Source organism: Paraburkholderia lebeckiae (genome assembly GCF_050436225.1).
Taxonomy (GTDB): Bacteria; Pseudomonadota; Gammaproteobacteria; order Burkholderiales; family Burkholderiaceae; genus Paraburkholderia; species Paraburkholderia tuberum.
The window spans coordinates 2340004-2352171 of the sequence record NZ_JBNDLU010000002.1 but is presented as its reverse complement, the minus strand read 5'-3'; the positions used below and the strand labels follow the sequence as shown (position 1 = coordinate 2352171).

At 66.1% G+C, this 12168-nt stretch carries 8 protein-coding genes; 5 read left to right on the top strand and 3 right to left on the bottom strand.

What is annotated here, in order from left to right; genetic code table 11:
* The first annotated feature begins 19 nt into the window (after positions 1-19).
* Positions 20-814 (top strand): ABC transporter substrate-binding protein, encoded by a 795-nt coding sequence (locus OKW45_RS25435; protein ID WP_176365738.1) that lies wholly within the window; start codon positions 20-22, stop codon positions 812-814.
* Positions 815-1054: 240 nt separating this feature from the next.
* A complete protein-coding gene (locus OKW45_RS25430; protein ID WP_018418509.1) occupies positions 1055-2431 on the top strand; it encodes an EAL and HDOD domain-containing protein in 1377 nt (458 codons plus the stop codon).
* 100 nt (positions 2432-2531) lie between these two features.
* On the opposite strand, the gene OKW45_RS25425 is transcribed toward OKW45_RS25430, so the two are convergent.
* Together OKW45_RS25425 and OKW45_RS25420 are read right to left on the bottom strand one after the other, a co-directional pair.
* The gene (locus OKW45_RS25425) at positions 2532-3989 is read right to left on the bottom strand and encodes an HDOD domain-containing protein (protein ID WP_018418508.1); all 1458 of its coding nucleotides are present in this window, start codon (positions 3987-3989) and stop codon (positions 2532-2534) included.
* A gap of 95 nt (positions 3990-4084) precedes the next feature.
* Positions 4085-5899 (bottom strand): putative bifunctional diguanylate cyclase/phosphodiesterase, encoded by a 1815-nt coding sequence (locus tag OKW45_RS25420; RefSeq protein WP_429471808.1) that lies wholly within the window; start codon positions 5897-5899, stop codon positions 4085-4087.
* Between the two features lie 353 nt (positions 5900-6252).
* Between OKW45_RS25420 and OKW45_RS25415 the strand changes: the two genes are divergently transcribed.
* The 3 genes from OKW45_RS25415 (at position 6253) to OKW45_RS25405 (ending at position 8823) form a co-directional block, all read left to right on the top strand.
* On the top strand, positions 6253-7554 hold the full coding sequence (locus OKW45_RS25415; RefSeq protein ID WP_429471806.1) for an EAL and HDOD domain-containing protein: 1302 nt from the start codon (positions 6253-6255) through the stop codon (positions 7552-7554).
* 172 nt (positions 7555-7726) lie between these two features.
* Positions 7727-8290 carry a peroxiredoxin gene (locus OKW45_RS25410; protein WP_429471804.1) on the top strand — a complete coding sequence of 188 codons (564 nt, stop codon included), beginning with the start codon at positions 7727-7729 and terminating at the stop codon, positions 8288-8290.
* Between the two features lie 68 nt (positions 8291-8358).
* Positions 8359-8823, top strand: coding sequence for a hypothetical protein (locus OKW45_RS25405; RefSeq protein WP_018418504.1), 465 nt, complete (start codon positions 8359-8361; stop codon positions 8821-8823).
* 17 nt (positions 8824-8840) lie between these two features.
* Here OKW45_RS25405 and OKW45_RS25400 read toward each other — a convergent pair whose 3' ends face one another.
* Complete coding sequence (locus OKW45_RS25400; RefSeq protein ID WP_429471802.1) at positions 8841-12167, bottom strand: efflux RND transporter permease subunit; 3327 nt, start codon at positions 12165-12167, stop codon at positions 8841-8843.
* Between the last annotated feature and the right edge of the window lies 1 nt (position 12168).

Here is a 12168-nt window from a genome sequence, read left to right as displayed (position 1 = left end):
CCGAAAAGGAACATCCGTAATGAAGAAAAATTGGCCCAACCTGGCCGCGCTCGCGCTGTTCGCGACGGCGGTGTTGACGGCAGGCACCGCGTCGGCGGCTGAGATCAAGGAAGTGCGCTTCGGCGTCGAGGCGTCGTATGCGCCGTTCGAATCGAAGTCGCCCGCTGGCGAGCTGCAGGGCTTCGACATCGACGTCGGCAATGCCGTGTGCGCGAAGCTGAAGGCCAAATGCGTGTGGGTCGAGAACTCGTTCGACGGCCTGATCCCGGCGCTCGAAGCGCGCAAGTTCAGCGCGATCAACTCGGACATGACGATCACCGACCAGCGTCGCCAGGCGATCGACTTCACCGATCCGATCTACACGATCCCGAATCAGATGATCGCGAAGAAGGGTAGTGCTCTGCAGCCGACGCCCGCATCGCTGAAGGGCAAGCACGTCGGCGTGCTGCAGGGCACGATCCAGGAAACCTATGCGAAGGCGCGCTGGGCGCCGGCCGGGGTCGACGTCGTGCCATATCAGACGCAGGACCAGATCTACGCGGACCTCGCGTCGGGCCGTCTCGATGCATCGTTCCAGGACGCCGAAGCGGCATCGAAGGGCTTTCTGAAGAAGCCGCAGGGCGCGGGCTTCGAGTTCGCCGGTCCGGCCGTCAGCGACGACAAGCTGCTCGGCGCGGGTGTCGGCTACGGCGTGCGCAAGAACGACAAGGCACTGAAGGATGCGCTGAACGGCGCGTTGAAGGAGCTGAAGGCGGATGGCACGATCGACCGCCTCGCCGCCAAATACTTCGACGTGAAAGTCGTGCTGAAGTAACAATGCATCGAAGTGTGCAAAACGGCCGCTCGTTGCGGCCGTTTTGCTTTCTGCACGCGTGTCGCAAACGTTCAACAAATATTTCGAGATATTGCCTCGTAAGCCTGTTCGTGCCCAATGACGCTGCGATAAAATTGCGACGCACACTGCGGCGCGCGACGGAGCTTTCAACGTCACAGAAGCGCGCCAACGTGCAGCGAAAAACAGAACATAGCGGCCAGGCGCCGAGCGGGGACTGGAATGACCACCATCGCAATCGAGACTCTGAGCCACAGCGGCACGACCGACGACGCGTCGCTCACCGCCAGCTACGCGCGGCAGCCCATTCTGAATCGGGACGGCATGCTGTGCGGCTATGAGATCAAGGTGCGTGCGCCCGAGCTGCCGCTCGCCGACGCGGACCGCATCGCCCCGCAAGCCAATACCGATCTCCCTCCCGAAACCGACGCGTTGCCGGGCCGCGCGCCCACGCCGGTGCAACGCGTCGCGCGCGCGATCGTGCGCGGGCTCGTGCAGGGCGACGTGCGCGGCGCGCTGACCGGCCATCCGGCCTACGTCGACGTGAGCCGCGAGCTGCTGCTCGACGACGCGATCCTGAGACTGCCCGCCGAGCGCTTCATGTTTGAGCTGCCTTCATCGCTCGAAGTCGACGACGCGTTGATCGCGCGTGTCGTGTATCTGCACGGCCGCCGCTACCGCTTCGCGCTCGACGACGTCACGCAGCCCAACGAGACTTTCGCGAAGCTGCTGCCGTACGCCGAAGTCGTCAAGATCGACGTCATGCGCACACCGCGCGCGCTGCTGCCGAAGCTCGCGAGCGTGCTGAAGTCGGCTGGCAAGCTGCTGCTCGCATCAGGTGTCGATGCGCAGGCCGACTTCGAAACGGTGCACGAGCTCGGCTTCGACCGCTTCCAGGGTTATTACTTCGCGCGCGCGCAAAGCTCGGCGACGCGCCGCGTCAGCGCGCCGCGCCACGCGCTGCTCAATCTGCTGCAACTGCTCGCGGGCGACCCGACGGTCGCGCAGCTCGAAGCCGAGCTGAAGCTGAACCCGGTGCTCGTCATGCATCTGATGAAGCTCGCGAATTCGAGCGGCCTCGCGGTCGGTCACAAGGTGACGACGCTGCGCGACGCGATCAACGCGACCGGCACCGACCGCATCGCGCGCTGGACGCAACTGCTGCTCTACGCCGACGGCCGCAAGGTCGCGCTGGAGGACGATCCGCTGCTGCAACTCGCGGCCACGCGCGCGCGCTTCATGGAACTCGCGATCGAGCGCATGCCCGAGGCGGGCCGCGACGAAGCCGATGCGGCCTTCCTGACCGGGGTGTTTTCGTTCGTCGATGCGGTGTTCGGCGGCTCGCTGGAAAAAACGCTGAACATCCTCACGCTGTCGCGGCCGATCCAGGCCGCGATCCTGCATCGCGAGGGCAGGCTGGGTCTGCTGTTGAGCGCGGTCGAAGCGCTCGAAGGCGGCGCATGGGAGCGCGTCGCCACGCTATGCGAGCGTCTTGCGCCGTTGACCGTGGAAGAGGTGGCGCAGATGGGTCTCGCGGCCGGCGCATGGGCCGGCGTCGCGGATCGCGGCGCGGAAGGGCTCGAGCGGATCGAGGATTGAGTGGGGTAAAAGCCCCACACGGTGCCCGGATGAAATCGTTTTCGGGCAAACACGGAAAGGATCGACGTGAAGCGGCGTGATCAACGATCACGCCAGGTCTTCACATCGTCTCCATTTCCCGCATTTGCCCCTGGCCGAAAAAACGTCCTAACTCCCGTGCCAGTTCGTTGAGCACGCTCATCTCCTTCTGCGAGATGCGGCGCGCCTCCTGCGTATGCGACCAGTCGCCGTAGAGCAGCGCGACCGTCTGATCGGTTTCGTCGATGATCGGCAGCAGCACGAACGCGCGCGCATCGTCGAACGAGCGCCGGAACCACTCGGGCAGCCGCGCGACCATCTTCGGATCGCGCGCATTCTCGATGAAGATGCCCACCGAGTTCGCGATCGCGAGATGAAATACGTCGGGTTCGAACGCGGTGTTGAACGCGAGCCGCGGCAGCGCCGCGTCGATCTTCGGCCCGAAGCCGAGACGCGCCCTGAACGATCCGTTGCTGTGCTTGACGTACACCACGGTGCGCGAGAAGCCGAGCGCCGCGAGCACGGTCTCGGCGGCCATCGCGAGCGCCGGCGCGAGCGGGCTGCCCTCGGGCAGGTCGCGCAGATCCTTCACCCCGATCTCGATGCGCGCCTCGGGTGTAAGCGCCTCGCGCGCGATCGCATCGGCATTCGCGCGTAACTCGACGATCTCGCGCATCACGCTGTCGCCGCCATCCTCGCGTGCTAGCGCGACGCTCATCTGCAGCAGCACCTCGGGGTCGGTGTTCAGCGCGCTGCTGTACTCGTGCGCAAGCTCGCCGATGCGTGCCTCGCGCTCCCCCTCGGGCATGTTCTGCTGGGTGAGCACGTCGGCGACCGCGGTCGAGTAATTGGTGATCGCGCGCAGCCACTGCACCTGGCGCGGTTGCGTCGCATCCTCCGCATCGAACTCACCCATGCCCGAGCGGATCGTGTCAGGCAGGCGCCAGCGCACCGCGGCTTCGGCGCCGATTTCATCGAACGTCACGCCGAGCACGAGCACGCACGCATCGGTTTCGAGTGCGCCGCCGTCGATATGGCGGCGAATCTGGTCCCATTCGGCGTCGAGATAGAACACGACCAGCAGCTTGCCGATCTGCCGCATCAACGTGCAGACCACCGCTTCCTCGCCGGCGCGCAGGTCGCCGCGCTCGGTCAGCTTGCGCGCGACGCAGCCCGACAGCAGGGTGCGGTTCAGTTCGAGTTTCGCGTCGATGCGGCGCGGCGCGCTTTGATGAAAGTGATCGACGATCTTCAGACCGACGACCAGATGGCCGACCGCATCCATGCCGAGCACCATCAGCGCGCGCGACACGGTCGTGATGTTGCCGCCGAACGCCATGTACATCGCCGAGTTCGCGAGCCGCAGAACCTTCTGCGTGAGCGCGAAGTCCGACAGCACCACTTGCACGAGGCCGGTGAAGTCGAGGTCGTCGTTGGTCACTGCCGCCATGGTGGTGCGCAGCGATTGCGACAGCATAGGGAAATCGCCGCGCTCGCTCATTCGCGTCCAGAGCCGGTCGAGCACTGCCGCCTTTACCATGTGAGTCCCGCAAAAGCCATACGTGTTCCAGTGAATGCCATGCCGGTCGTGAGCCGGCTTGTTGCGCTGCCTGGGCGTCGTGTCCGCATCGCCCGTTACGCGCCGTGCAACTGAAGCTCGCGCGATTCGAAGCGCTGCGCGAGTTCCTCGGACGGCAGCGCCTTGCAAACGAGCCAGCCCTGAATGTGATCGCAGCCCATCTCGGTGAGCAACGCGCGTTGCGCTTCCGTTTCGACGCCCTCGGCTACCAGTTCGAGGTCGAGCGTCTGAGCAAGGCCGACGACAGCGCTAACGATTGCCTGATCGTTTCGCGAGGTTAGCAGATTCTCGACGAAACTCCGGTCGATCTTCAGCTTCGCGAGCGGAAAACGCTGCAGGTACGCGAGGCTCGAATAGCCGGTGCCGAAGTCGTCGACGGCGAAGCGGATGCCCATCGCAGTCAGCTCTTCGAGCAAGCCCTTCGCGTGCGCCGGGTCGTGCATCAGCAGACTTTCGGTGATCTCGAAGACGAGGCGGCGCGGATCGATGCCGGTCAGCTCGATCGCCTCGCGCACCGAGTCCTTGAAGCGCGGATCGCGAAACTGCTGCGGCGACACGTTGACGGCCACGTACTGCAGCGAAATGCCCTTCGCGTCCCACTGGATCAGTTGCATGCACGCGACCTTCAGCACCCAGTTGCCGAGAAAGTTGATGAGCCCGATCGACTCCGCGAGCGGAATGAACATCGACGGCGGCACGAGGCCATGCACCGGATGCGTCCAGCGAATCAACGCCTCGACACCGACCACGCCCCGCGTGCGGCTGCTCGTGATCGGCTGGAAGTGTAGCGAAAACTCGCCGTTGCGTACGCCGTCGTAGAGGTCGGCCTCGAGTTTAAGGCGCTCGGCGTCGGCCGGGTTGTCGTCGGGTACGTAGAACGCCAGCGTGTTGCCGCCCGCGGCCTTCGCCTGCAACAGCGCGTGGTCGGCCCAGCGCAGCAGGTGCGTGTCGTGGCCGCCGGTGTCGTTGGCGTGGCGCACGTCCGGGTATAGCGCGATGCCGATGCTGGCCGACAGGTGCACCTGCTGACCCTTGAACACGTACGGCTGCTGGATCGCGGTCAACAGACGCCGCGCCAGCGCTTCGGCGGCCGCCGCCGCGTCGGTGCGGCTCGCGGCAGGCTTCACGAGGATCGCGAACTCGTCGCTGGCGACGCGCGCGATCGTTTCGTTCGGGCTCGTCATGTTCAACAGGCGCCGCGACGTGTCGCGCAGCATCTCGTCGCCGGCGTCGTAGCCGAGTGCGCGATTCACGCGCTGATAGTCGTCGAGATCGAGCAGCAACAGCGCGACCGGCGTGCCGTGCGCGTCGGCCTTCTGTTGCGCGTCGAGCAACGCGTGCAGCAAGCCCGACTGGTTCGGCAGGCTGGTCAGCCGGTCCAGATGCAGCGCCTGGGTCAGGCGCTCTTCGGTGGCGCGCCACGACGACACGTCGAAGCCGGCGATCGCGTAGCCGTCGACGCCGTCGTGGCTGCTGCGCACGACCCGCAGCTCGACCGTGATCGGATAGGTCAGCGACTTGACGAGCCCGAGCGTCGCTTTCTCGACGTTGCCCGAGGCCGCCGCGAGCTTGAGCAGCGCGTCGAGGCGCGGCACGTCGGCGGGCGCGACCAGATCGTGCAGCGTCGCGGTTTTCAGGTATTCGCGGTGATAGCCGATGAAGCGCAGGCTCGCGTCGGACACGTAGATGAAGCGCAGCGCATCGTCGACGTGCGCGAGCAGATCGACCGCGCCGACCACCTGTTCCAGTGGGGGCGGGCGGTTCGCGCTGCTCGGCTGGCCGTCGTCCTCGCGCCGGCCGAACGCCCGCAGCCGGTCGATGACCGTGCGCAAGGAGCCCCGGCGGGGCGCGGTGATCGTGTTCGCTTCCATGTTTGTCGCTGGCAACCTGGGTTCGTCCGCGGGCGGGGCTGCTTGTCCGCCGCTCCGGGCGGCCAGGAGATAGCAGGCCGCCCCATCAGAACGAGATAACGACGCATGCGGGGAAATCTTTAGCGGCCCGTGGAGAAAAACATCTGGTAAGGAGAAGCCCGGCGCCGTCGCCGGGACGATTCGGTTAAAGTGACGCCGCTTCGCGGCCGTTAACACGGCGAATCCCCTTTATTTGGCGACGCTGATGACGTCGCGCTGCATAGACTTTCCGAACCTTGCACTGATGATCCATGTCCGAACGCCCCGTCGTCAGGTCCGCCAGAGCCCCACGGCCCGTCCCGCGGGACGTCGAGGTGCGTGATGTCCTCGCCGGCGCATCGGCCGGCTATCGTGAGCACGGGGAGCTGGACGCTGCCCCGCAGTACGTCTATGTCGGCCGCCAGCCGATTCTCGATCGCGATGGCGCGCTTCACGCCTACGAGCTGCTGTTCCGTGCCGGAACGTACAACTACGCCGAAATCAGCGACGACACGCAGGCCACCGCGCAGGTGGTCGCGCGCACGATCGGCGGAATCGGCGTACCCGCCGTGCTCGGCCAGCATCGCGGCTTCGTCAATATCGATCGCGCGCTGCTCTTTAGCGACATCGTCCATCTGATGCCGCCCGAGCGCTTCGTGCTCGAAATCCTCGAAACCGTGCGCTACGACGCCTCGCTCGCCCGTCGTCTCGGCGAGTTGCGCAGCGCCGGCTTCCAGGTCGCGCTCGACGACGTGCACGATCTGTCCGACGAGCTGAGCGCGATGCTGCCGTACGCCGACATCGTCAAGATCGATTTCCTGCAGACACCGCGCCGCGCCGTCGCGGAGCTCGCGTCGACGCTGCGCGGCCACGGCAAGACGCTGCTCGCCGAGAAGGTCGAGACACGCGAGGACTTCGCGCTCGCCCACGAGCTCGGTTTCGATCTGTTCCAGGGCTACTTCTTCGCGCGGCCGCAGGTGCTGGCCGCGCCGCGCAACCGCTCGCTACGTCCGGGCCTGCTGCGACTGCTCGCGCTGCTGTCGCGCGACGCCGGCATCGTCGAGCTCGAGGCGGAGCTGAAGGTCAACCCGGGCGTGGTCGTGCAACTGCTGCGGCTCGTCAATTCGAGTGCATTCGGCCTCGGGCGCAACATCGCGTCGCTGCGCGAGGCGATCATCGCGACCGGCACGCGGCAGATCGCGCGCTGGGCGCAACTGCTCCTGTACTCGGATACCGGCGACCTGCCGTGGCGCGCCGATCCGCTCGTGCAACTGGCGGCGACGCGCTCGCGCTTCATGGAGCTCGCCGCGGCCTGGCTGCGTCCGGCCGACGGCGAATTCGCCGACGCCGCGTTCATGACCGGGATTTTTTCGCTCGTGCATATCGTGCTCGACAGCACGCCGGACGCGGTGCTCGAGAAACTCGGCCTCGCGCCGCAGATTCGCGACGCGATCGTCGCGCGCAAGGGCGAGCTGGGCGCGCTGCTGCTGATCGCCGAGGTCGCGGGCGAGGGCGGCGACGCGGCGCCGGTCGCGACGGCGGCGGGCTTACACGCGCTGACGCCCGACGTGCTGTCGGAGCTGAACCTGTCGGCGGCGACGTGGTTCGGCGCGCACGTGGCGGAATTGGGCGTTTGATGCGTCGAGCTCGCGCGCCGCACCCTTTCGATTCGCCTTGTGATCCGGGCGACGAGCCACGCCGCGTGCGCATCCGTGGTCCAATAGGGAGTTCAGCGACGGCCTGTGACGTCGGCCGAAGCTCTCTCCGATGGACCCGATCAATTGCGTGCGCTCACGCGTAGAGGAGCAGATGAAGACAAAACACATACCGGCGGTACTGGCCGCCATCATGGCGTTCGGATTCACAATGCATTCGCCGCTCGCCTCGGCAACCCTGAAGCCCGGCGATACGGCGCCGACGTTTACCGCCGAGGCCTCGCTCGGCGGCAAGACCTACACGTATTCGCTCGCCGACGAACTGAAGAAGGGCCCGGTCGTGCTGTACTTCTATCCGGCCGCGTTCACGAAGGGCTGCACGATCGAGGCGCACCAGTTCGCCGATGCGGTCGACGAATACAAGAAGTACGGCGCGACGGTGATCGGCGTGTCGCACGACAACATCGATACGCTGACGAAGTTTTCGGTCAGCGAATGCCGCAGCAAATTTCCGGTCGCGGCCGACGCCGACGCGAAGGTAATCAATGCGTACGACGCGGCCATGCCGTTGACGGCCGGCATGGCGAATCGCGTGTCGTACGTGATCTCGCCCGACGGCAAGATCATCTACGAGTACACGAGCCTGTCGCCCGACAAGCATGTCGAGAACACGCTGAACGCGCTCAAGGAGTGGGCGGCCGCGCATAAGGGGCAGTGAGGGGCCGTGCGCGGTGTCGCGTTTGCCCGCGCTAGCCGACTAAAAACGTTTTGCCAGATGAGTTTGCGATGCCGATTGTCGTTGCGTTGATTGCGCTGATCGCGCTGGGGTACGGCGCGGTGCGTGCCTTTTATGCGCTGCAGGCCGCTTTCGGGCTGGCGGTGGCGGAGGGTGTGGCTGTGCTGGTTGCGTTGCTGATCGCCGGTGCGCTCGCGTACTGGCGGCAGCGGCGCCGCGAAGTCGCGCCGAACGTGCGCGACGGCGACTGGACGCACGAATTGAAGGGCAGTTGGGGCTCGGTGCGGCTCGCGGCGGACAAGCGGCTCTGCGAGATTCGCGTCGGCGACCAGCAGGGCGCGTATATCTTCGCCGATCTGCTCGCCGCCGAAGCACAGGGCCGCGACGCACAGGCGCGGCTCGCGCTGAAGGTCAAGGACTCACGGCACGGCGAGTGGCTCGTGCCGATGTCGAACGAGCGGGCGGCGCGCCGATGGCAGCGGATTTTCTCGCTGGCCATCGAGCAGAAGCTGTGAGCGCCACCTTCACTACATCATGACGACGTCGGCGCCGCGCCACCCGCGCGCCGTGCCTTTCTCGCCTCCCAGCGCACGCGGATGCGATCCATGTACAGATAGACGACCGGCGTCGTATAGAGCGTCAGCATCTGGCTGACGATCAGCCCGCCGACGATCGAAATACCGAGCGGCGCGCGCATCTCCGCGCCTTCGCCGCTGCCGAACGCGAGCGGCAACGCGCCGAGCAGCGCGGCAAAGGTAGTCATCATGATCGGCCGGAAGCGCAGCAGACAGGCCTGGTAGATCGCGTCGCGCGACGACATTCCCTTGCGCGACGCGTCGATCGCGAAGTCCACCATCATGATCGCGTTCTTCTTCACGATGCCGATCAGCAGGATCACACCGATCAGCGCGATGATGCTGAACTCGGTCTTGAACAGCAGCAGCGCGAGCAGCGCGCCGACGCCCGCGGACGGCAGCGTCGACAGGATCGTCAGCGGGTGGATGTAGCTCTCATACAGGATGCCGAGCACGATATATACCGCCGCGAGCGCGGCGAGGATCAGGATCGGTTGGTCGGACATCGACTGCTGGAACGCCTGCGCGGTGCCCTGGAAGCTGCCGTGAATCGTGGCGGGCATGCCGATTTCGGCCATCGTGTCGTAGATCGCCTGGGTGGCGGTGGACAGCGACACGCCCGGCGGCAGGTTGAACGAGATCGTCGATGCGACGAACTGGCTCTGGTGATTGACCGATAGCGGCGTGGTGCCCGGCCCGAAGCTCGCGATCGCCGACAGCGGCACCATCGTCTCCTTCGCGGTCGACACCGCCGAGCCCGACGACGCGCTCGACTTGCCGCTCGCCGCGATGGAATTGATGGCCTGATTGCGCGCGGAGTCGGCTGCGATGCTGGCCGCGCTCGTCGCGGTGGTGGCGGCCGTGCCGCCGGTTGCCGCGCTCGTCGTGGTCGACGTGCTGGTCGCTCTGGACGTCACGGTGCCGGCCGGCGCGTTGGTGGTCTGCGCGCCGCTCGCGCTGCCGCCTGACGTGCTGACGAAAATCTGCTTCAGCATCTCCGGGCTCTGCCAGTAGCGCGGCGCGACTTCCATCACGACGTGATACTGGTTCAGCGGGTTGTAGATCGTCGACACCTGGCGCTGGCCGAACGCGTCGTACAGCGTGTTGTCGATCTGCGCGGGCTTGATGCCGAGGCGCGATGCCGTGGCGCGGTCGATCGTCACCATCGCTTCGAGACCGCCTTGCTGCTGGTCGGAGTTCACGTCCGCGAGCTCCTTGCGTGCCTGCAGCGCCTCGGTGAGCTTGGGCCCCCACTTGTACAGATCGGGCGTCGAGTCGGCGAGCAGCGTGAACTGATACTGCGCGTTCGACTGCCGGCCGCCGACGCGGATGTCCTGCACCGCCTGCAGGAACGTGCGCGCGCCGGCCACGTCGCCGAGCGGCGCGCGCAGTTGCTGGATCACCTGGTCGGCGGACAGCTTGCGTTCGCTCTTCGGCTTCAGCGACACGAACATGAAGCCCGAGTTGGTCTGCCGGCCGCCGGTGAAGCCGACCACGCTGTCGACCGCCGGATTCTTGCTGACGATTTCCATCATCTGCGAGAACTTGCCCTTCATTGCCTGGAACGACGTGCTCTGGTCGGCCTGGATGCCGCCGATTAGCCGCCCCGTGTCCTGCTGCGGGAAGAAGCCCTTTGGCACGATGATGTAGAGCGCGATGTTCAGCGCGATGGTCAGCAGCAGGACGAGGACGATCAGCAGCGGATGCCGTAGCGCCCAGCCGAGCGTGCGCTCGTAGCCGCGCTGCATCGATGAGAAACCGCGTTCGAGCCAGCGGCCGAAGCGGCTTTCCTGTTCTTTCTCGTGCGGCTCGTGCAGCAGGCGCGAGCACATCATCGGCGTGAGCGTCAGCGATACGACCAGCGACACCGCGATCGCCAGCGACAGCGTCAGCGCGAACTCACGGAACAGCCGCCCGACGATGCCGCCCATCAGCAGGATCGGCAGGAACACGGCGACCAGCGAGATGCTGATCGACATCACCGTGAAGCCGACCTCGCGCGCGCCGAGGAACGCCGCTTTCATGCGCGGCACGCCGTCTTCGATGTGGCGCGAGATGTTTTCGAGCACGACGATCGCGTCGTCGACGACGAAGCCGGTCGCGATGGTCAACGCCATCAGCGACAGATTGTCGATCGAGAAGCCCATCAGGTACATCGCGCCGAACGTGCCGACGATCGAGATCGGCACGGCCACGCTCGGAATCAGCGTGGCGCGCCAGTTGCGCAGGAACAGGAACACGACCATCACGACGAGCGTGACCGCGATCACGAGCGTGCGCTCGGTGTCCCTCAACGACGCGCGGATCGTCGTCGAGCGGTCCGAGGTCGGCGCGATGTCGACGTCGGCGGGCAGCGACGCGTGCAGTTGCGGCAGCATCGCCTTCACGCGGTCGACGGTCTCGATGATGTTCGCGCCCGGCTGCCGGTACAGGATCACGAGCACCGAGCGCTTGCCATTGAAGAGACCGAGATTGCGCAGATCTTCGACCGAATCGACGACTTCGCCCATGTCGGAGAGTTTGACCGGCGCGCCGTTGCGATAGGCAATGACGAGGTCCTTGTATTGCGACGCCTTGCTCGCCTGGTCGTTGGTGTATAGCTGTACGCGGTTCTCGCCGAACTCGATCGAGCCCTTCGGGCTGTTCGCGTTGGCCGCGGCGAGCGCCGCGCGCACGTCCTCGAGGCCGATGCCGTAATGCGACAGCGCATGCGGCAGCAACTCGACGCGCACGGCCGGATTCGCCGAACCGCTGACATCCACTTCGCCAACCCCTTGCACCTGCGACAACGACTGCTGTAGCACCGTCGCGGCCGAATCGTAGAGCTGGCCCGCCGTCAGCGTGCTCGACGTCAGCGCGAGAATCAGGATCGGCGCGTCGGCCGGGTTGACCTTGTGGTAGGTCGGGTTGCTGCGCAGGCTCGCGGGCAGGTCGGCGCGCGCCGCGTTGATCGCCGCCTGCACGTCTCGCGCGGCGCCGTCGATGTTGCGGTTCAGGCCGAACTGCAGCGTGATGCGCGTCGAGCCGACCGAGCTCTGCGACGTCATCTCGGTGACGTCGGCGATCGAACCGAGATGCCGCTCGAGCGGACTCGCGACGCTCGTCGCGACGGTCTCCGGGCTTGCGCCCGGCAGCGTCGCCTGCACCGAGATGGTCGGGAAGTCGACCTGCGGCAGCGGCGCGACCGGCAGCTTCGTGAACGCGAATACGCCCGACAGCGCGATGCCGATCGCCAGCAGCGTGGTGGCGACCGGGCGGGAGATAAACGGACGCGACAGGTTCATC